General features: G+C 70.4%; 18 protein-coding genes. 10 read left to right on the top strand and 8 right to left on the bottom strand.

Annotated features, from left to right (window positions below):
- Positions 1 to 10: 10 nt before the first annotated feature.
- The 4 genes from OG246_RS11620 to OG246_RS11605 form a co-directional block, all read right to left on the bottom strand.
- The gene (locus OG246_RS11620; RefSeq protein WP_266459685.1) at positions 11 to 967 is read right to left on the bottom strand and encodes a DMT family transporter; all 957 of its coding nucleotides are present in this window, start codon (positions 965 to 967) and stop codon (positions 11 to 13) included.
- A gap of 159 nt (positions 968 to 1126) precedes the next feature.
- The gene (locus OG246_RS11615) at positions 1127 to 2260 is read right to left on the bottom strand and encodes a peptidoglycan bridge formation glycyltransferase FemA/FemB family protein (RefSeq protein WP_266459683.1); all 1134 of its coding nucleotides are present in this window, start codon (positions 2258 to 2260) and stop codon (positions 1127 to 1129) included.
- Entirely contained in the window at positions 2257 to 2781 is a 525-nt protein-coding gene (locus OG246_RS11610) for a GNAT family N-acetyltransferase (protein ID WP_266459681.1), read from the bottom strand. The genes OG246_RS11615 and OG246_RS11610 overlap by 4 nt, the downstream gene beginning before the upstream one ends.
- Before the next feature lie 257 nt (positions 2782 to 3038).
- Positions 3039 to 6062, bottom strand: a complete 3024-nt coding sequence (locus OG246_RS11605; RefSeq protein ID WP_266459679.1) for an FAD-binding and (Fe-S)-binding domain-containing protein — start codon at positions 6060 to 6062, stop codon at positions 3039 to 3041.
- 286 nt (positions 6063 to 6348) lie between these two features.
- Between OG246_RS11605 and OG246_RS11600 the strand changes: the two genes are divergently transcribed.
- The 7 genes from OG246_RS11600 to serC all read left to right on the top strand — a co-directional run bounded on the left by OG246_RS11600 (position 6349) and on the right by serC (position 13330).
- Positions 6349 to 8052 carry an ATP-binding protein gene (locus tag OG246_RS11600; protein WP_266459669.1) on the top strand — a complete coding sequence of 568 codons (1704 nt, stop codon included), beginning with the start codon at positions 6349 to 6351 and terminating at the stop codon, positions 8050 to 8052.
- Positions 8049 to 8456, top strand: a complete 408-nt coding sequence (locus tag OG246_RS11595; protein WP_266459666.1) for a roadblock/LC7 domain-containing protein — start codon at positions 8049 to 8051, stop codon at positions 8454 to 8456. Before OG246_RS11600 ends, OG246_RS11595 begins: the two co-directional genes overlap by 4 nt.
- A complete protein-coding gene (locus OG246_RS11590; RefSeq protein ID WP_266459663.1) occupies positions 8453 to 8809 on the top strand; it encodes a DUF742 domain-containing protein in 357 nt (118 codons plus the stop codon). The genes OG246_RS11595 and OG246_RS11590 overlap by 4 nt, the downstream gene beginning before the upstream one ends.
- A gap of 19 nt (positions 8810 to 8828) precedes the next feature.
- On the top strand, positions 8829 to 9482 hold the full coding sequence (locus tag OG246_RS11585; protein WP_266464113.1) for an ATP/GTP-binding protein: 654 nt from the start codon (positions 8829 to 8831) through the stop codon (positions 9480 to 9482).
- Entirely contained in the window at positions 9479 to 10702 is a 1224-nt protein-coding gene (locus tag OG246_RS11580; RefSeq protein ID WP_266459660.1) for a cytochrome P450, read from the top strand. Before OG246_RS11585 ends, OG246_RS11580 begins: the two co-directional genes overlap by 4 nt.
- Positions 10699 to 11913 (top strand): cytochrome P450, encoded by a 1215-nt coding sequence (locus OG246_RS11575; RefSeq protein WP_266459657.1) that lies wholly within the window; start codon positions 10699 to 10701, stop codon positions 11911 to 11913. The genes OG246_RS11580 and OG246_RS11575 overlap by 4 nt, the downstream gene beginning before the upstream one ends.
- Before the next feature lie 298 nt (positions 11914 to 12211).
- Positions 12212 to 13330, top strand: coding sequence for a phosphoserine transaminase (gene serC / locus OG246_RS11570; RefSeq protein ID WP_266459654.1), 1119 nt, complete (start codon positions 12212 to 12214; stop codon positions 13328 to 13330).
- A 60-nt stretch (positions 13331 to 13390) separates the two neighbouring features.
- On the opposite strand, the gene OG246_RS11565 is transcribed toward serC, so the two are convergent.
- Both OG246_RS11565 and OG246_RS11560 read right to left on the bottom strand, forming a co-directional pair.
- A complete protein-coding gene (locus OG246_RS11565; RefSeq protein ID WP_266459651.1) occupies positions 13391 to 14212 on the bottom strand; it encodes an ABC transporter permease in 822 nt (273 codons plus the stop codon).
- Positions 14209 to 15198 (bottom strand): ATP-binding cassette domain-containing protein, encoded by a 990-nt coding sequence (locus OG246_RS11560; RefSeq protein ID WP_266459648.1) that lies wholly within the window; start codon positions 15196 to 15198, stop codon positions 14209 to 14211. The genes OG246_RS11565 and OG246_RS11560 overlap by 4 nt, the downstream gene beginning before the upstream one ends.
- Positions 15199 to 15294: 96 nt before the next feature.
- On the opposite strand from OG246_RS11560, the gene OG246_RS11555 reads away from it, so the two are divergent.
- Positions 15295 to 16053 (top strand): TetR/AcrR family transcriptional regulator, encoded by a 759-nt coding sequence (locus OG246_RS11555; protein WP_266459646.1) that lies wholly within the window; start codon positions 15295 to 15297, stop codon positions 16051 to 16053.
- 31 nt (positions 16054 to 16084) lie between these two features.
- Positions 16085 to 16501 carry a PPOX class F420-dependent oxidoreductase gene (locus tag OG246_RS11550; RefSeq protein ID WP_266459643.1) on the top strand — a complete coding sequence of 139 codons (417 nt, stop codon included), beginning with the start codon at positions 16085 to 16087 and terminating at the stop codon, positions 16499 to 16501.
- 7 nt (positions 16502 to 16508) lie between these two features.
- On the opposite strand, the gene OG246_RS11545 is transcribed toward OG246_RS11550, so the two are convergent.
- Positions 16509 to 17477, bottom strand: a complete 969-nt coding sequence (locus tag OG246_RS11545; RefSeq protein WP_266459641.1) for a WD40 repeat domain-containing protein — start codon at positions 17475 to 17477, stop codon at positions 16509 to 16511.
- Between the two features lie 125 nt (positions 17478 to 17602).
- Between OG246_RS11545 and OG246_RS11540 the strand changes: the two genes are divergently transcribed.
- Positions 17603 to 18277, top strand: coding sequence for an SGNH/GDSL hydrolase family protein (locus OG246_RS11540; protein ID WP_266459639.1), 675 nt, complete (start codon positions 17603 to 17605; stop codon positions 18275 to 18277).
- Positions 18278 to 18320: 43 nt separating this feature from the next.
- On the opposite strand, the gene OG246_RS11535 is transcribed toward OG246_RS11540, so the two are convergent.
- Positions 18321 to 19856 carry an MFS transporter gene (locus OG246_RS11535; protein WP_266459636.1) on the bottom strand — a complete coding sequence of 512 codons (1536 nt, stop codon included), beginning with the start codon at positions 19854 to 19856 and terminating at the stop codon, positions 18321 to 18323.
- Between the last annotated feature and the right edge of the window lie 443 nt (positions 19857 to 20299).

The following is a 20299-nucleotide window of genomic DNA, read 5'->3' as shown; positions in this document are numbered from 1 at the left end:
GGCAATGGCGCTAGTCGGCGCCGAGCCCCCTCGCCTTCCCCCGCCCCACCTGGGTCCGCACCGCGCCCATGCTCGCCGCGATGACGAGGGCGATCGCGCAGGCCTCCGTGAGGGACAGGGCCTGGTTGAGGACGAGGAAGCCGGCGGTCGCGGCGATGGCCGGTTCGAGGCTCATGAGGATGGCGAAGGTGGAGGCGGGGAGGCGGCGCAGGGCGAGGAGTTCGAGGGTGTAGGGGAGGACGGAGGAGAGTACCGCGACGGCTGCGCCGAGGGCGATCGTCGTGGGGACCAGGAGCTTCGAGCCCGACTCCACGATCCCCAGCGGCAGGAACACCACCGCCGCGACCACCATGGCGAGCGCGAGGCCGTCGGCCTGGGGGAAGCGTCGCCCCGTACGGGCACTGAAGACGATGTACGTGGCCCACATGGCGCCCGCCGACAGGGCGAAGGCAACACCGACGGGGTCGAGGCTGCTGAAGCCTCCGCCGCCGAGCAGGAAGACGCCGCCGAGGGCGAGGCCTGCCCAGACCAGGTTCACGGCGCGGCGGGAGGCGAGGACGGAGAGCGCGAGCGGGCCGAGCACCTCGAGGGTGACGGCGGTGCCCAGCGGGATGCGGTCGACCGACTGGTAGAACAGCCCGTTCATCGCGGCCATCGTGATGCCGAAGACGACGATGGTGCCCCAGTCGGCGCGCGAGTATCCGCGCACCTTGGGCCGGCAGACCGCGAGCAGCACGATCGCGGCCACGGCGAGGCGCAGGGCGACGACCCCGAGCGCCCCGACACGCGGCATCAGCGTCACCGCCAGCGCACCGCCGAACTGCACCGAGATCCCCCCGGCAAGCACCAGACCCAGCGGACCGAGGGAGCCCCACCGCCCGGAACCTTCCGTGGAAGCGGCTGCGGCTGCGGCGACCGCGGGTTCGGTCGCCGTCGTGGCCACGTCAGCGGCGCTGGGGAGGTTCACGGGTTCCGTCCAGGAAGTTCAAGTCGAGGTTCGCTGATATTCGTCTACCCTGCTGCACTTTCCAGTCCAGGGTAATGGACTACGTCAGGGCTGTGAACCTCTTTTACCACTTACCGCAGGGCGCGACGGGTGCGATGGCTCACCCTCGGCGGCAATGGGTCACCCGCGACGGGCCATGTACAGATCCAGCGCCTTGTGGAGGACGCGATTGAGGGGGAAGTCCCACTCTCCGAGGTACTCGGCGGCCTCGCCGCCCGCGCCGACCTTGAACCGGAGGAGGCCGAGGAGGTGGTTGGTCTCGTCCAGGGTGTCGGTGATGCCGCGGAAGTCGTAGACGGAGGCGCCCAGTTCGTGGGCGTCGGACATCATGCGCCACTGGATGGCGTTGTTCGGCTGGACCTCGCGCTTGCGGCTGGTGGAGGCGCCGTAGGAGTACCAGACGTGTCCGCCGACGGTCAGCATGGTGGCGGCGGCGAGGATGTCCCCGTCGTGGTGGGCGAGGTAGAGGCGCATACGGTCCGGGTCCTCGGCCGTCAGCGCGGTCCACATGCGCTGGAAGTAGGGCAGGGGGCGCGGGATGAAACGGTCGCGTCCGGCCGTCTCGGCGTACAGCTCGTAGAAGGCGGGCAGGTCGTCGTAACCGCCCCGCACCACCTTCACGCCGGCTTTGTCGGCCTTCTTGATGTTGCGCCGCCACTGCTGGTTGAGGCCCTGGTGGATCTCCTCGAGCGACCGCCCGGCGAACGGCACCTGGAACACGTACCGCGGCTGCCCGGCCGCGAATCCGTCCTCACCACCCGGCTCGGTCTGCTGCCAGCCCATGCGCCGCAGGCGTTCCGCGAGCTCGAAGGCCCTCGGCTCGTACGTGGTCGCCGCTGCGTCACCCAGCCGCCGCGCCACCGGATCGGCGATCGCCGCCTTGACCGCGTCCGCATTCCACCGGCGTACGACCACGGGCGGCCCCATCTTCACCGAGAACGCGCCCCGCGTCTTGAGGTGCGCCAGCATCGGATCGAGCCAGCGCTCAAGGTCCGAGGCGTGCCAGTCGATGACAGGCCCCTCGGGCAGATAGGCGAGGTACCGCTTGACCTTCGGCAGCGGCCGCATCAACACCAGCCCCACCCCGACAAGCCGCCCGTCCCCTCCACCCTCTTCGAACCAGCCCAGACTCTCCGCCCGCCAGTCAGGCTTCACATCACCCCATGAAGGCACCTGCATATGGCTCGCGGACGGACGGCTCCCAATGAACGCCAGATGCTCTTCGCGGGTGATCGGACGCAGACTCAGACTCATACGTGGGGCTCCTCGGTGTTGGTGGGCGGGCGAACCATGAAGACGTCGACCGGGTCCTGCGTCTCCACGGTGAAACCATGACGTCGGTAGAGACGCTGAGCAGCACTACCGCGCAGCACGTTCAGGCGTACGGTCACGCGTTCGGCGTCCACCCGGTCCAGCAGAGCGCACAGAACCGCCGACCCAAGCCCACGCCCCTGGAACCGGGGGTCGAGATAGAAGTGCTCCAGCCACTGACAACCATCACCCGCACCCGCACCCTCGCCATCGCCCTCGCCCTCGCCCTCGCCCGGTCGCAGTGTCACGCACCCCGCAAAGGCACCGTCGACCACGACGACCGACGTGTACCGCACAGAGAAGGAGTCCCGCAGCCGCTGCCGTACCCGACGCTCATCGAACCGACCCAGCCGCTCCAGATCCGGCCGCATCACAGCCGCCCGCAACTCCGCGATCACGTCGACATCCGCAGGCTCAGCGACCCGCAGCGCCCACGTGCCCCCGGCGCCAGTGCTCACGTCCATGATCGGAGTATGCCAACGGACGATCACGCCTCACTGCCCAGTACCTGACCCACCCACGGCCCAGCGCTCGCCCGCCCCCTCCACACACCGAACACACCGGACGCCCCGCAGCCGCCCACCGGCGGGAGGGGGCGTGCCGGTACGTCCAAAGCCCGTCGCGTACGTCCGCGTCACCGGACGTTTCACTGCCCGGCCAACGTCTGATCCGGCGGCGACGGGCGGACGTACCGGCACGCCCCCGACCCACCCACCCGGCATCAGCCCCGGTCCCGCCCCTCCAGCCCCTCCGCCAGCACCTCCGCCAAATGCCGCCCCCGCCTCCCCGCCAACTGCTCCAACTGCGTACGGCAGGAGAACCCGTCCGCCAGAACCACCGCACCGTCCGCGGCCTCCCGTACGGCCGGCAGCAGTTGCTCCTCGGCGCAGGCCGCCGAGACCTCGTAATGCCCCCTCTCAAAGCCGAAGTTGCCGGCAAGGCCACAGCAACCGCCCGCGAGCGCCCCGGTCAGGCCGGCCGCCTCGCGCAGGCGGCGGTCGGCACCGTCGCCGAGAACCGCGTGCTGGTGGCAGTGGGTCTGACCGACGACCGGCCGGTCCACCCGAGGCGGAGTCCAGTGCGGAGCGTGCCGTTCCAGGGCCTCCGCAAACGTCGTGACAGCCGCCGCCAGACGCGCCGCACGCGGATCGTCGTGCAGCAACTCAGGCAGGTCGGTACGGAGGGCAGCGGCACAGCTCGGTTCCAGGACGACGACCGGGGTGCCCATCTCCAGGTAGGGCTCCATAAGGTCCAGCGTGCGCCGCATCACGGTGCGCGCACGGTCGAGCTGGCCCGTCGAGACGTACGTCAGCCCGCAGCAAACACGGCGACGGCGCCGCGGCAGAAACGCACCGAACCCAATGGGCCCCTTCGTCACACCGTCCCCGATCGGACCGCTGAACGCCCCCGCCCCCGCCTCCTCCCCCGCCGGCGTGAACCTCATCACCTTCGTCGGCGGCAGCAGCACCATCAGCCCCGCCGCCTCCAGGACGTCTACGGCGGCCCGGCCCACCGCCGGTGAGAGATGCTCGGTGAAGGTGTCCGGCCACAGGACGACGACCTCTCCACCAGAGCCGGCCCCGGCCCCGAACCCCGGAAACGGCCTCCGAACCCCCCGCTTCCGATCCCGCACAAACCCCCGCACCCGAGCCCGAAACCTCCGCGACCACCACCGACTGAAGGTCTCCCGAGCCACCGCCGGAATCCCCCGCTCGGGCGCGATCCCGCCCACCCTCTTGGCCAGCCCCGCCAACGGCCCCACCTCAGCAAGGAAGTTGACGACCGCCGCCATGCGCGTCCGAGCGACAAGCCCGAGCCACAGCGGCAACCACCCCATGGCGTAGTGGGCCGCCGGCCGCCGCCGCCCTTCGTAGTGATGGTGAAGGAACTCCGCCTTGTACGTGGCCATGTCGACGCCGACCGGACAGTCGGACCGGCACCCCTTGCAGGAGAGGCAGAGGTCCAACGCATCACGGACCTCCGTAGACCGCCACCCGTCGGTCACCACCTCACCCGCGAGCATCTCGTGCAGCAACCGCGCCCGCCCCCGCGTGGAGTGCTCCTCCTCACCGGTCACCCGGAACGAAGGGCACATGACATCAGCCGAAGACCCCACGGCCCCCGAAGCCCCCGAACCCCCCACAGACGTACGACACTTGGCAACCCCCACACACCTCCGCACAGCCGCCGAGAAGTCCCCACCGTCCGCCGGATACCCGAAGGCCACATCCACCGGCTCCCTCGGCAACACCGCGAACCGCAGGTTCTCGTCCAGCCGATGCGGCCGCACCAGCATCCCGGGGTTGAGCAGATCGTCCGGATCCCAGACACCCTTGACCCGCTCGAAGAGAGCAACCATCTCGTCGCCGTACATCTTCGGCAGCAGCTCCGCCCGCGCCTGCCCGTCCCCGTGCTCACCGGACAGGGACCCCCCGTGGGACACAACGACTTCCGCGAGCGCCTCCGAGAAGCGCCGGAAGCGACCGATCCCGTCACCGGTCATCAGGTCGAAGTCGATGCGCACGTGGATGCAGCCGTCGCCGAAGTGCCCGTACGGCGTGCCGCGCAGCCCGTGGGCCGTCAACAGGGCCCGGAAGTCGCGGAGATACGGCCCGAGCCGGGCCGGCGGCACCGCGCAGTCCTCCCAGCCGGGCCAGGCCTCGCTGCCATCCGGCATCCGCGTCGCCGTACCGCTGGCGTCCTCGCGCAGCCGCCACAGCGCGCGCATCCCGGCCGGGTCGGTGACCACGAGGGAGTCGACGACGTCGGCGGCCCGCACGATCGCGTCGGCACGCGCGCGCGCCTCCCCCGCGTCCGCTCCGCCGGTCTCCACGAAGAGCCAGGCCCCGCCCCGCGGCAGCCCCGCATCGGCGCGTACGAGATCGGCGGCCATCCCCTCCACCGTCAGCGGCCCGTGCGGCAGCAGCCCGGCCGCCGCCTCCGCCGCGGCGCTCTCGTCCGGGTACGCCAGCACGGCCAGCGCCCGCGCGCGGGGCGCCTCGACCAGTCGTACGACCGCCTCGGTCAGCACCCCCAACGTGCCCTCGGAGCCGCAGAACGACCGGGCGACATCCGCGCCCTTCTCGGGCAGGAGGGCATCCAGCGCATAGCCGGAGATACGGCGGGGAAGATCGGGGAAGCCGGTGCGCAGGCGCGCCAACTCGCCTTCCACCAGGGTCCGGAGACCGTCAGGGGCGCCCGCCCAGTCCTGCCCCAGCCGCACGGCGGCCCCATCACCCGTGACCACCGACAGCTCCCGCACGCTGTCCGCCGTAGTGCCCCAGGCGACCGAGTGCGAGCCGCACGAATTGTTGCCGATCATTCCGCCGAGGGTGCAGCGGCTGTGGGTCGAGGGGTCGGGGCCGAAGCGCAGGCCGTGCGGGGCGGCGGCGTCCTGGAGACGGTCCAGTACGACACCGGGCTGCACCACCGCCGTACAGGCATCGGTATCGAGCGACACGATCCGGTTCATGTGACGCGTGAAGTCCAGCACGACGCCCGTGCCCGTCGCCTGCCCGGCGATCGAGGTGCCGCCACCGCGCGGCACGACCGGCACACCGTGCTCGCGGCACACGGAGAGGGCGGCCGCCACGTCGTCGGCGTCGCGCGGGGACACGACGCCGAGCGGGACGCGCCGGTAGTTGGAGGCGTCCATGGTGGTCAGCGCCCGCGCGGTCGCGTCGAAGGCGACCTCGCCGCGCACGGCCTTCCGCAACCCCGCCCGCAGTGCCCCGAGATCAGTCATGTCCCCAGCATGCCCCCAGGCACTGACAGTGACGACCGACGCCACACAGTGACGACGTTCGACCGGCCGAATCGTGATCGGATTATGAGGCCAAGAACGGGAACCTTCCCAATTCGATCACGAACTCTCATATAGTGACGGCGAGTTGAGCACCCGGTGTCGCTTCTCGCCCAGGAACCGCGCGCAAGAACCGCACAAGAGCCGCGCGCAGGAACCTCACCCAGGAACTTCGCACCAGGAACCGCGCACAGGAACCTCGCCCAGGACACGACCGAGGACACGATTCATGACCGCGCCCATCCCCTCCGGCGAACGACCCACGCTCCGAGCCGTCGCGCCCGCTCCCCTGATCACCGCCGTCCTGGCCGCACTCGCAGTCGCCGAAGCGGCCTACCTGGCGCCCGGCTCGGTACGCGTCCCCCTCGCCTGGGGCGCGGGCGCCGCCGCCGTACTGCTGTGCGCGGCCGTCGCGGTGGCCGCGTACTCCGTACAGACCTCGAAGCTGGTACGCCGCCGGCTCGACGCCGTGACCCAGGACGCCGGACGGCTCCTCCAGGAACGGGCCCGGCTGACCGAGGAGTTCAACCAGGAGCAGGCCCGGCTGACCGGCGACGTCGCCCGTGAGCGGGCGCGACTGGCCGAGGCGTCGGCCCTGGAACGCGTACGGCTCACGGAGTCCGCGGCCCAGGAACGCGCGCGCCTCACCGAGGAGTTCGCGACCGAGCGGCAGCAGCTCACCGAGGAAATGGACCGCCTCACCAAGGAGCACGCCCAGCAGGCCGAGCGCGCCCGGCAGGCCATCGGTGACCGCGCCGCCGCGCTCGCGTCGACCGCCAACGCGGCGGGCCGGATGCAGGCGCTGTCCACCGGCATGCTCGCCGACCTGCGCGCCATGGAGGAGCGGCACTCCGACGAGGAGGTCCTCGCCGACCTGCTGCACCTCGACCACCGCACCGCGCAGGCGGGCCGCCTCGCCGACTCCGTCGCCGTCCTCTCCGGCGCGCGCTCCGGCCGCCGCTGGGCGCGGCCCATCGTCATGGAGTCGATCCTGCGCGGCGCGATGGGCCGCATCGGCGGCTACCAGCGCGTCCGCGTCCACTCAGCCAGCGAGGCCGCCGTCGCCGGGCACGCCGCCGAGGGCGTGATGCACGCAATCGCCGAACTCCTCGACAACGCCGCGAACTTCTCGCCGCCGACCGCCGAAGTGCATGTGTACGTCGAGGAGGTCCCGGCCGGAGTCATCGTCTCCGTCGAGGACAGCGGCCTGGTCATGGGCGACGTCCAGCTGCGCCGCGCCGAGCGTGCCGTGTCCGGTGACAGCGTCGAACTGGGCGGGCTCACCGGCACCCGGCTCGGCCTCGCGGTGGTCGGCCGGCTCGCCCGCAAGCACGGCCTGAAGGTGTCCTTCCGACCCTCCGCACGCGGCGGCACGGGCGTCCTGATGCTCATCCCCCAGGACCTCCTCACCCTGCCGAATCTCCCGACCCTCCCGCCCGTCCCACTGCCCGCGGAGTCCGAGCCCGAGCTCACCGAGACCGAACTCGACGAGACCGTGCCGGTACCCGAGGTGTCGTACGCCGCCGCCCGCGCCGCCGACGACCTCGACCCGGACCCCGTACCCACCCACGACTCGCCCCGGCACGAGGCGGACTCCCCGTCGACGGGCGGCCTCCCCAAGCGCCGCCGCGGCCGCACCCTCGCGCACGCCGAACGCAGCCGCGCGCACGTCACCGGCCAGGCGGCCGACGCGGAGCCCCGTACCCCCGCTCCCGGAACCCCGGACAGAGCCAAGGCCAGGGCCGACCGCTTCAGCAGCTTCCGCCAGGCGGTACGCGCCACGGCGGCCGACACCGACACCCCCGCAGCCACTGACGCCACTGACGCCACCGACGCCACCGACGCCGACAACAAAGCCGTAGAGGACACGGCCGCCGCCGTGTCCTCGTCCCCGCACTCCCACTCGCACCCGGAAGGCCACACCACCCCATGACGGGCACCACCACCGCCGACGAGAAGCTCTCCTGGCTCATCGAGGGCCTCCTTGAGCGCACCCCGGGCGCGCGGCACGCGCTCGTACTCTCCCGCGACGGCCTGAAGCTGTGCCGCACCCCGGAGCTCTCGGTCGACCAGGCCGACCAGCTCGCCGCGATCGCCGCCGGCATCCAGTCGCTCTCCCACGGGGCGTCCGTGGAGTTCGGCGACGGCAGCGGAGGCGTACGGTCCGCGATGGCCGAGTTCTACGGCGGAGTCCTGTTCATCGTCGAGGCGGGCGACGGCGCCCACCTGGCGGTGGTCACGACCGAGGACGCGGACGCCGGTCTGGTCGGGCACAACATGACCGAACTGGTGGAACAACTGGGCGAGCACCTGAACGCGCAGCCTCGTTCGTCATGAGCCGTCCCGGCAGGGACGACGCGCCCGACCGGCTGTACACCCTCACGGGAGGGCGCAGCCGGTCCGGTCCCGACGCCCCGTTCGACCTGGTGACGCTGGTGGTCGCCGAGTGCGATCCGGTGGCGGGCATGCAGTCGGAGCACGCCGCGATCCTGCGGTTCGCCCAGCGGCCCACGGCGGTCGTCGAGCTCGCTGCCGAACTGCGGCTGCCGGTGAGCATCACGAAGATCCTGCTCTCCGACCTGCTCGCCGCGGGCCGCGTCAGCGCCCGTCACCCGCACACCGCTGTTCCTTCCGGCCTCCCCGATCCCGACATCCTGGAGCAGGTGCTCGTTGGACTCCGTAACCTCTGACGCCGGTACGCCGCCATCGCTGTCATCGCCGTCGTCGTCGCCTTCTGACGCCCGTACGCCCCTGGCGGCGTCGGCGGACAACGGCCTCAAGATCGTCGTTGTCGGCGGTTTCGGCGTCGGCAAGACGACGCTGGTCCGCTCCGTGAGCGAGATACGTCCCCTCAACACCGAGGAGACGATGACGCAGGCGGGCGAGGCGATCGACGACATCAGCGAGGTGCGCGGCAAGTCCGCGACCACCGTCGCCTTCGACTTCGGGCGCATCACGCTCGATGCCCGCAATGTGCTGTACCTGTTCGGCGCGCCGGGGCAGGAGCGGTTCTGGTTCCTCTGGGACCGCCTGTTCTCCGGCACGCTCGGCGCGGTCGTGCTCGTGGACACGCGGCGCATCGACGACTCCTGGTACGCCATCGACCGCCTGGAGCACCACGGCATGCCGTTCATCGTGGCCTGCAACGACTTCGGCGGCCCCGCGCACACCCCCGCCCAGATCCGCGAGGCCCTCGACCTCGACCCGCACATCCCGCTGCTCGACTGCGACGCCCGCTCGCGGGAGTCCGGCAAGCGGGTGCTGATCACGCTGATCGAGCACCTGCAGAGTCTGTACGCCGCCGGCAGCGCACCCGGAGCCGTCGGCGAAAACCCCCTCAAATCACCGGAGTTGGCCCTGTGACCGCCGCCCCCGTGCCCCTCAGCGGGCCCAGGTTCCAGACCGAACCCGCCGAGCTGTACCGGGAGATGAGGCGCGACCACGGGTCCGTGGTGCCGGTCGTGCTCGACGGTGACGTACCGGCGTGGCTGGTGCTCGGCTACCGCGAACTGCACCAGGTCACCGGCGATCCCGTGCTGTTCAGCCGGGACTCCGACCTGTGGAGCCAGTGGCCGAACATCCCGGACGACTGGCCGCTCCTACCGATGATCGGCCGCAAGCAGCCCTCCATCCTCTACACGGTCGGCGAACGCCACCGCGAGCGCGCCGCGATGATCAGCGACGCCCTCGAAGCCGTCGACCCCTTCGAACTGCGCGGCCACGCCGAGAAGTTCGCCGACGAGCTCATCGACGCGGTGTGCGCCAAGGGCGAGACGGACATCGTCGGGGACTACGCGGCGCTGCTGCCGGTCCGCGTCCTCGCCACGCTCTACGGCTTCACGGACGAGCAGGGCCCTGGCCTGGTCACCGCCCTCAACGACATGATCAACGGAACGGCGGAGGCGCTGGCGGGGCAGCAGCATCTCGCCGCGTCCATGGGGCAGTTGCTCGCCGACCGGAAGGCGGCGCCCGCGAACGACGTCGTGTCCCGCATGCTCGCGGACACGTCCGGGTTCACGGACGAGGAGATCGCCCAGGACCTGATGGTCATGATGGCCGCGGGCCACCAGCCGACCGCCGACTGGATCGGCAACTCGCTGCGCCTGATGCTCACCGACGACCGTTTCGCGGCCTCGCTGTTCGGCGGCCGGCACAGCGTCGCCGAGGCCATGAACGAGGTCCTGTGGGAGGACACCCCCTCCCAGAACATCGCAGGGCGCTGGACCTCCCGCGACACCCAGCTCGGCGGCCGCCGCATCCGCTCCGGCGACCTGCTCATCCTCGGTCTGCAGGGCGCCAACTCCGACCCCCAGGTGCGGACCGACGGCTCCGCCCTCACCGGCGGCAACAACGCCCACTTCTCCTTCGGCCACGGTGAACACCGCTGCCCGTTCCCGGCTCAGGAGGTCGCGGAGGTCATCGCGCGGACCGGGATCGAGGTCGTACTGGACCGGCTGCCGGACATCGACCTCGCCGTGACCGCCGAGTCGCTGACCCGGCGGCCCTCCCCGTGGCTGCGGGGGCTGACCGAACTGCCTGTGAGATTCACCCCGACTCCGGCCCTGGGAGGCACGCCCGCATGACCACTCGTATCGCGCTGGACCCGTTCGTCACCGACCTCGAGGGGGAGAGCGCCCGCCTCCGCGAGGCGGGTCCGCTCGCCGCCGTGGAGCTGCCCGGCGAGGTCCCGGTGTGGGCGGTCACCCATCACGCCGAGGCGAAGAAGTTGCTGACCGACCCCCGCCTTGTGAAGGACATCAACGTCTGGGGTGCCTGGCAGCGCGGCGAGATAGCACCGGACTGGCCGCTGATCGGGCTCGCGAACCCCGGCCGCTCGATGCTCACGGTGGACGGTGCGGACCATCGCCGGATGCGGACGCTGGTGGCGCAGGCGCTGACTCCGCGGCGGGTGGAGCAGATGCGGGAGCGGATCGCCAAGCTGACGGAGGGGCTGCTCGACGGCCTGCCGACGGACGTCGATGTCGTCGACCTCAAGGCCGACTTCGCCTACCCGCTCCCCATGTTCGTCATCGCCGACCTCATGGGCATCGACGAGGCGAAGCTCCCCCGTCTCAAGGAGCTCTTCGAGAAGTTCTTCTCCACGCAGACGCCGCCGGCCGAGGTCATCGCCACGCTCACGGAACTCGCGGGCATCATGGCCGAGACGGTCGCGGCCAAGCGCGCCGAACCGGGTGACGACCTCACGTCGGCGCTCCTCCTCGCCTCCGAGGACGGCGACCACCTCACCGACGAGGAGATCGTCTCCACCCTCCAGCTGATGGTCGCGGCGGGCCACGAGACGACGATCTCCCTCATCGTCAACGCCGTCGTCAACCTGTCGCTCCACCCCGACCAGCGCGCCCTTGTCCTCTCCGGCGAGGCCGACTGGTCCGCGGTGGTCGAGGAGACCCTTCGCTACTCCACACCCACCTCGCACGTCCTGATCCGCTTCGCGACGGAGGACGTTCCCGTCGGCGACAAGGTGCTCCCCGCGGGAGACGCGCTGATCGTCTCCTACGGAGCGATCGGCCGCGACGAGCAGGCCCACGGCCCGACCGCAGGCGCCTTCGACATCACCCGCACCTCCTCGAACCGCCACATCTCCTTCGGCCACGGCCCCCACGTCTGCCCCGGCGCAGCACTCTCCCGCCTCGAGGCGGCAGTAGCCCTCCCGGCCCTGTACGAACGCTTCCCGACCCTCGACCTGGCAGTCCCGCCCTCCGAACTCCGCAACAAGCCGGTGGTCACACAGAACGACCTGTTCGGGCTGCCGGTGCGACTGACGACGCCGTAGTTTTTTTCGCCCCCTCCGCCCCTGCCCGTCCCGTTCCTGGGGGCTGCGCCCCCAGACCCCCGCATCGCGCTGACGCGCTCGTCCTCAAACGCCGGACGGGCTAAAAGATTTCTAGCGCCGGCCGGGGAAAGATCCAGCCCCTCCGGCGTTTGAGGAGCGGGGTCTGGGGCGGAGCCCCAGGAGCAAGGGACGGGTAGGGGCGGAGGGGGCGAAAAAATCCCCCGCGTCACCCCCACCCCCGTCTCACCCGACGGACGAGGTTTCACCCACGTTTCCGGAAGCGGCTAGGCTCCCGATCGTGGCTGATATCCAGATCCCCGCTGACATCAAGCCCGCCGACGGACGTTTCGGCGCGGGCCCCTCCAAGGTGCGGACGGAGGCGCTGGACGCCCTCGCGGCGACCGGCAGTTCCCTGCTCGGGACATCCCACCGCCAGGCCCCGGTGAAAAACCTGGTCGGCAAGGTGCGCGAGGGTGTGAGCTCGCTGTTCTCGCTGCCCGAGGGGTACGAGGTCGTCCTCGGCAACGGTGGGTCCACCGCGTTCTGGGACGTCGCGACCGCCGGGCTCATCGAGAACAAGTCGCAGCACCTCACCTTCGGTGAGTTCAGCTCGAAGTTCGCCAAGGCCGCGAAGCTCGCGCCCTGGCTCGCCGAGCCCACCGTGATCAGCAGTGACCCCGGCACACACCCCGAGCCGCAGGCCGAGGCGGGCGTGGACGTCTACGCCTTCACGCACAACGAGACCTCCACCGGCGTCGCGGCCCCCATCAAGCGCGTGGCCGGCGCCGACGAGGGCTCCCTCGTCCTGGTGGACGCCACCTCCGGCGCCGGCGGCCTCCCGGTCGACATCGCCGAGACCGACGTCTACTACTTCGCCCCGCAGAAGTCCTTCGCCTCCGACGGCGGGCTGTGGATCGGCGTCTTCTCCCCGGCGGCGATCGAGCGCGCCGAGCGGATCCACGCGAGCGGACGCCACATCCCGGAGTTCTTCAGCCTCCCTACGGCGATCGACAACTCCCGCAAGAACCAGACGTACAACACCCCGGCCCTCGCCACCCTGTTCCTCCTCAACGAGCAGCTGGAGTGGATCAACGGCCAGGGCGGGCTCGCCTGGTCCGCCGGCCGTACCAAGGACTCCTCCACCCGCCTCTACAGCTGGGCCGAGGAGAGCAAGTACGCGACCCCGTTCGTCGCCGACGCGGCCAAGCGCTCGCAGGTCATCGGCACGATCGACTTCGCGGACGAGATCGACGCCGCCGCCGTCGCCAAGGTGCTGCGCGCCAACGGCATCGTCGACACCGAGCCCTACCGCAAGCTGGGCCGCAACCAGCTCCGTGTCGCGATGTTCCCGGCCATCGACCCGGCGGACGTCGAGGCACTGACGAAGTGCATCGACTACGTGATCGAGAAGCTGTAACCGGTCTTACGAGGATGGGGGCGCCCGGCACTCGCCGGGCGCCCTCTCTCATGTCCCGTCTCAGTGGCTCAGCTTCCTGAACCTGCGCACCGCGAGCGGCAGGAAGATCAGCGTCAGGACCAGCGGCCACACGCCCGCCATCAGCAGGGCGTGCTGCTCGACCCATGAGTCCCCGCTGCCGACCGGCGTGCCGAACAGGTCACGCGCGGCCGCCGCCGTGGACGAGATCGGGTTCCAGGCCGCGACGAAGCCGAGCCAGTCCGGCATCAGCTGCGGCGCGACGAAGATGCTGGAGATCATCGTCAGCGGGAAGGCGACCGCGAACAGCCCGCCCGCCGCCTCCGGGTTGGGCACCATGAGCCCGAGCCACACGCCGAGCCAGATCAGTGAGAAGCGCAGCCAGAGCAGCAGTCCGAAGGCCGCCAGGAAGGCGAGTCCGCCGTCGGGACGCCAGCCCATGGCGAACGCGGTGAGCATCAGGATCGTCAACTCCGCGCAGGCGCCGAGCAGATCCGTCACCCCGCGACCGGAGACCACGGCGGACGGCGCCATCGGCATCGAGCGGAACCGGTCGATGACGCCCCTGGTCGCGTCGTAGACCACGACCGTCGCGGTGTTGATGAAGCCGAAGGCCATCGTCATCACAAACATGCCCGGCATCAGGAAGTCCTTGTAGTCCCCGCCGCCCGGCACCTTCATCGCACTGCCGAAGACATACCCGTACAGCAGCACGGAGAGGATCGGGAAGCCCAACTGCCAGACGATGTTGATGGGTTGGCGCTGATAGTGGGTCAGCCCGCGCCGGACGACGTTCCAGCAGTCGACGAGTGCCCAGTACGTACGACCGCGACCGCTCGGTCCGGTCAGTTCCAGCGCGCTCATGCCACCGCCTCCTTCGTGCTCGTGTCCGTGCCGTCGACGGCGGCCGTACGGTGTCCGGTCAGCCGCAGGAACACGTCGTCGAGGCTCGGCCTGCGCAGGCCGATGTCCTCGACGGCGACGCCCTCGTCCTGGAGGGTCCGCGCCACGTCGGTGAGCGCGGCCACCCGGTCGGTCACCGGCGCGTGGACGCGGAGTTCGGTCTCGTCCGACTCCGGTTCGCCGTCCGCGACCCGGGCCACCACCTTCACCACCCGCGGGATGTCGGCGCGTTCGCTGACCACGACCTCGATGCGGTCGCCGCCGACCGTGTCCTTCAGCCCGTCCGGAGTGTCGTCCGCGATGGCCCGGCCCTGGTCGATCACGGTGATGCGCGAGGCGAGCTTGTCGGCCTCCTCCAGGTACTGCGTGGTCAGCAGGACGGTCGTGCCGCCGCTCACCAACGCCCGTACGGAGTCCCAGACTTCACCCCGGCCACGGGGGTCGAGCCCGGTCGTCGGCTCGTCCAGGAACAGCACGCTCGGGGTGAGGATCATCGACGCGGCGAGGTCGAGGCGGCGCCGCATGCCGCCGCTGTACTTCCCGACGCCCTTGTCGGCGGCCTCGACGAGGTCGAACTGCTCAAGCAGCTCGCCCGCCCGCAGCCGCGCCCTGCGTCCGCCCAGATGGAACAGCCTGCCGAACATCTCCAGGTTCTGCCGCCCGGTGAGCACCTCGTCCACGGCGGCGTACTGCCCCGTGAGCCCGATCCGCGCCCGTACCTCCCGCGGCTGCCGTGCCACGTCCAGGCCGGCCACCGTCGCGCTCCCGCCGTCGAGCCGCAGGAGTGTGGACAGGATGCGGACGGCGGTGGTCTTGCCCGCGCCGTTCGGCCCGAGCAGGCCGTGCACCGTCCCCTCCCGCACCGCCAGATCGAAGCCGTCGAGCGCGTGCTTCTCCCCGTACCGCTTCTCCAGGCCCTCGGCCCGTACCGCGTAACCCTCGCTCATGGTTCCCCCTTCTCCCTCTTCCCCTTAACTGAGTACACCGTACCCGATTACGCGTACGACGTACCCAGTTTTTTGCCACGGAACTAAGCTGCACCCATGACAAGCAGCACGGAGACCAGCGGCAGCGGCGACATCCGGCGCACTCTCGAACTGCTGTGGGACACCGGCAAGCGCCCCAGCCGCGGGCCCAAGCCGGGCCTGACGCTGGAGCGGATCGTGGAGGCGGCCATCCTGGTCGCGGACTCCGACGGCCTTGACGCGGTCTCGATGCGCCGGATCGGCACCGAACTCGGCACCGGAGCGATGTCCCTCTACCGTTACGTCCCCGGCAAGGGCGAGCTGCTCGACCTGATGCTGGACCGGGTCCAGCGGCCGTCCGAGAACCCTGCCGACCTCGGTGACGGCAGCTGGCGCTCGGCCCTGGAGGCTCTGGGCCGGGCGACCCTCGCCCTCTACCGGCGCCACCCCTGGCTGCTCCAGGTCAACCAGTCCCGCCCGATCCTCGGCCCGAGCGCGCTCGACGGCATGGAGAAGATGCTCGCCCGCATCAAGCCGATGGGCCTGTCCGATCCCGAGCTGGTCTCGGCGATCGTCATGATCGACGGATACGTCGTCGGGGCCGCCCGCACGCAGGTGTACCAGGAGGAGGCGGAACGCAGAACGGGTCTGACCGATGCCGAGTTCTGGCAGGCCCACATCCCCGTCTTCGAGAAGGTCATGGCCGACGGCAACCACCCCTTCCTCGCCTCCCTCAGCGAGGACGCCTTCGGTACCGACTTCGACCACTTCGAGTTCGGTCTTCAGCGGATCCTCGACGGGCTCGAAACGTTCGTCTCGCGACGCGCCAAAGGGTGACAAACCGAGTGATCAGTGCCTGTATGGAGGCATGAGTACTCCGAGTACGAGCCCCGAACTCACCCGTTTCGTCAAGCAATGGGCCGTCCTCCTCACCAGCCACAAGAAGGACGGCACAGGCGTCGGCACCCCCGTCAACATCGCTGTCGAGGGGGACCACGCGTACTTCCGCACCCCGGGCAGCGCCTGGAAGGCCAAACGCCTGCGCAACAACCCCGAGGTGGAGATCGCCCCCTCCACCCTCCGCGGCGCCCCGACCGGGCCCGAGATCCACGCCCGGACGCGGCTGCTGGACCAGGGCAGCCCGGAGGACAAGCACGCGGCCCAGCTGCTGCGGAAGAAGTACCCCCTCTCGCACGGGGTGTTCGTGCCGCTGGCCCACAAGGTGATGCGGACACCGACGCTGCACTACGAGGTGCGGCCGATGGAGGAGAAGGCCGAGGACTGACCTCTCGCTACGACCGCCGCAGCAGCCGCTTCAAGCCGATGACGACGACAAGACCGATGGCGACGGCAAGGGCGCCGACCTTGAAGCCGTCGCTGTCGCCGTCGCCGCCCTGCGCCGCCGAACTCCCGCCCCTGGACGGCGACTTGGACGCCTCGCCGACGTCCCCGGGCGCATCCTCCGCCACGACCGAACTCCCGGCTCCTTCGCTGCCGAGCATGAGCTTGGTCCCGTCGGTGGAGTAGCTGACGGACTCCCCCTGGCCCAGGGGCACGCTGATCCGCCCCAGCTTCTCGATCTTGCCGCCGTTCCAGTCGTACGCGATCCCGCCGAAGTAGCCGCGCACGGCGAGCTGTTGGCCGTCCGGGGAGAAAGCGGCGTCGGTGGCCCACAGGTCGACGGGGACGACGGGCTTGAAGACGTTGGTCCCGGAGGCGGAGAGCTTGGCGGGCCCCTCGTACAGGTGCCCGCCGTCCTCCTGCTTGTCGATGATGTAGACCCGCCCGGTCTTGGGGTGCACGAGGAGCGACTCGGCGTCGCGGGGTCCGTCGGAGTACTTCACGACGTACTGCGTGGTGCGGATCGTCTGGTCCTTGAGCACCTTGGGCTCGGGCAGCTGATAGACCCACACGTAGTCCCAGACGACGCCGTCGTTGTCGCCGATGTCACCGACGTAGATCTGGTTGTCCGGGCCGATCTGGATGGCCTCGACGTCGCGCGGGGTGCCCACTCCGGTCATGGTGATCGTCGCGACGGTCTCGCCGGTGCGGCTGTCGACGGCGTAGAGGTAGGCGCCGTTGTCCTGGTCGTTGTGCGTCCAGTAGATCCCGGGGTGCTGCCGGGAGGCGGCGAGGCCGCTGGACTCCGTGATGCGAGGGTCCTTGATCGTGAAGCCGTCGTCGCCGTCGGCGGCGATGGCGGGCGCGGCGAGCGCACCCATGAGAAGGACCCCGGCAAGAAAGACGAGCGGTCGGCGCATGCCCCCAAGCCTGCCATCCCGGACAGGCGTTCACATCGGCCTTCACGGCCGACCAGCCACTGGGGGTGTCAAGCTTCACACCCCCACCGGCCATGTCACCCGTACCGATCGTCCATGATGAGCGGATGCTCAGGTTCATGCCCGTCGGCGATTCCCAGACGATCGGAAGCGCGGGCGAACACACATGGCGTTACCGGATGTGGCAGCACCTGCGCGAGACGTACGCGGGCCCGTTCCGGATCGTCGGCCCGCGCGAGACGCTGTACGACAAGGCGACGGAGTCCCCCGACTCCTACGAGTACGCGGACCCGGACTTCCCCCGCGCCCACCTCGCGGGCTGGGGCGAGGGCTGGCTCCACATGACCCCGCTGATCGGCGAGGCGGTCCGCGCGCAGCGCGCCGACATCCTGCTGGTCGCCCTGGGCCTGATCGACCTGGGCTTCTACACGAACGCGGTGCAGACCGCGGACAACGCCCGCGCCTTCATCGCGGAGGCCCGCGCCGCGAACCCCCGCGTCCGCATGGTCGTACTCCCGGTGATCCCGAACGTCCGCGCCGAGTCCGACGCCCCCTTCGCCACCGAGGTCGCCGCCTTCAACGAACTCCTCGCCAAGACCGTCGCCGACCTCGACGAACCCCGCTCCCCCCTCCTCCTGGCGTCGCCCCCGGCCTCGTACGACGTCCACCTCGACACGTACGACGGCACACACCCGAACGAGAGCGGCGAGCACAGGATCGCGGAGGCCTTCGCGGAGGCGATGTACCAGGCCTGGGACCTGGGCGAGCCCTACTCCGCCTGAACGGGCGGACGCGGGACGAGCCGCCCGCCTGAGGGAGCCGGGGTCAGCCCATGTGGACCGGAGCCGCGCCTTCGGTGTGCTGCTGCTTGCCTGCGGTGACGGCGAACGCGGTGACGGCGAGGCCGGCCAGGAACATGCCTGCGGCGGCGACGAACGCCAGGGTGTAGCCGTGGGTCACGGCCTCGCCCGCCCGGGCGGCCAGGGTGAAGTCCTTGGTGGCCAGGCCCCGGTAGAGGGCGGTGGCCGCCTCGGGCAGCTTGTCGTTCGCGGCCGAGGTGGAGATCGTCGACAGGACGGCGAGGCCGAGGGCGCCGCCGATCTGCTGGGCGGTGTTGAGGAGCGCGGAGGCGATCCCGGTGTCCTCGTGGGAGACACCGCTGACCGCGCCGAGCGTCATCGGCACGAAGCTCGCGCCGAGACCCAGCGCCGTGACGAACATGGCGGGCATCAGATGCGCGGCGTACGAGGAGTCCGGCTCCAGGGTCGCGAACCAGAGCATGCCCACGGCCGCGACCAGCAGCCCGGGCCCGGCGATGACGCGCGGCGCGAACCGGGCGACCAGCTTGGAGCTGATGCCCGCGGCCGCCGCCATCCCGAAACTGAACGGCAGATAGGCGAAGCCGGTCCTGACCGGGCTGTAGCCGAGGATCAGCTGCATGTAGAGGGTCAGGAAGTAGAAGGTGGCGAACATGCCCGCGCCGATGAACAGCATCGTGGCGTAACTCCCCCACCGGCTGCGGTCCTTGAACAGCCGCAGCGGCATCATCGGGTGCGCGGTCCGGGCCTGGACCACCAGGAAGACCGCGAGCAGTACGGCCGCCGCACCGAAGGAGACCAGCGTGAGGCCGCCGGTCCAGCCGTGCTCGCCGCCCCGCGTGATGCCGTAGACCAGGGCGATCAGCCCACCGGTGCCGGTGATCGCGCCGGGCACGTCCAGCCGCCCCGCGTGCCGTTCGGCCTCGACAAGGGTCCGTGTCCCGGCCAGCACCGCAAGCCCGATGGGAATGTTGACGAAGAACACCCACCGCCAGTCCAGTACGTCGGTGAGTACGCCGCCCATCAGCAGCCCGACCGTGGCACCGATGCCGGCCATCCCGGCGTACACACCCATCGCCGTATTGCGCGGCTTGCCCGCCGGGAACGTGGTGGTGATCAGCGCCAGGGCACTGGGCGCGGCGAGCGCAGCGCCCGCACCCTGCAGAATGCGGGCGCCGATCAACAGCCCCTCATTCGGGGCCAGCCCGCCGAGCAGCGAGGCCAGCGTGAAGACGGCGATGCCCACCTGGAACATCTTCCGCCGCCCGAAGAGATCCCCCGCCTTGCCGCCGAGCAGGAGCAGTCCGCCGAAGGCCAGCGCGTAGGAGTTGACGATCCACGCCAGGTTGGAGTCGGAGACACCCAGGTCGGTCTGGATGGCGGGCAGGGCGATGTTGGTGATCGTGGCGTCGAGGACCACCATCAGCTGGGCCGCGGCGATCACGACCAGGGCGAGTCCGAGATGCCGTCCACCGGACACGCGACCGGAGCCGGAGGTATCCGGCCCCGCGGGGGCGACGACAGCGGTGCTGTCAGCAGACATGGAAGTACTCCAAAGGTGGGCGGGAAACCCAGAGGTGGACTGAAAGCATTTCCCCGGAGAACGGAAGCGACCCGGAAAGTCAACTTGCGTTCCGAGAGAGAAACGAGGCGAACGGAATCGATCCGGCGAAACGGAACGCCTACTGCAATCCGAGGTTCGGCGCCGATACGGCGCAACGGGGCTCGGGACGAAGGCCCACCCTAGCAGCCCCTTGACCGTACTCCCGGCTGGAGAACTCCTCCCCCCATGTGGTGATTCTCGCCCTTGACGAACCCTGCTGATTATGGGCACGCGACACCAGGGGAATTCCAGGATCCGACTTGCATTTCCACCCGAAACCTGTTCCCAGCAAAGGCGGCACGGAAATGTGCCCACACTTTTCCGGGAAAGGCAATCCGCCCGATTCCCGTGCCGGGAAACCATGCCCGTGTCCAGGTCACCGT

It is taken from the genome of Streptomyces sp. NBC_00620, assembly GCF_026341825.1.
Taxonomy (GTDB): Bacteria; Actinomycetota; Actinomycetes; order Streptomycetales; family Streptomycetaceae; genus Streptomyces.
The sequence above is the reverse complement of the archived record's forward strand: the minus strand, read 5'-3'. Positions and strand labels throughout refer to the sequence as shown.